The following is a 205-nucleotide window of genomic DNA, read 5'->3' on the forward strand; positions in this document are numbered from 1 at the left end:
CAGCGTGCCTTCTCCCGAAGTTACGGCACCATTTTGCCTAGTTCCTTCACCCGAGTTCTCTCAAGCGCCTTGGTATTCTCTACCTGACCACCTGTGTCGGTTTGGGGTACGATTTCGTGTTACCTGGAGCTTAGAGGCTTTTCCTGGAAGCAGGGCATCAGTTACTTCACCACCGTAGTGGCTCGTCATCACACCTCAGCGTTAA

The 205-nt window shown here is 52.7% G+C and carries 1 rRNA gene; it reads right to left on the reverse strand.

Annotated elements, in window-relative coordinates:
* Positions 1–205: ribosomal RNA gene (locus IAE30_RS29930) — 23S ribosomal RNA — on the reverse strand; the annotation flags it as partial.

Origin of the sequence: Pantoea sp. S61 (assembly GCF_016625145.1) — a bacterium.
In the GTDB taxonomy this organism is placed as follows: Bacteria; Pseudomonadota; Gammaproteobacteria; order Enterobacterales; family Enterobacteriaceae; genus Pantoea; species Pantoea rwandensis_B.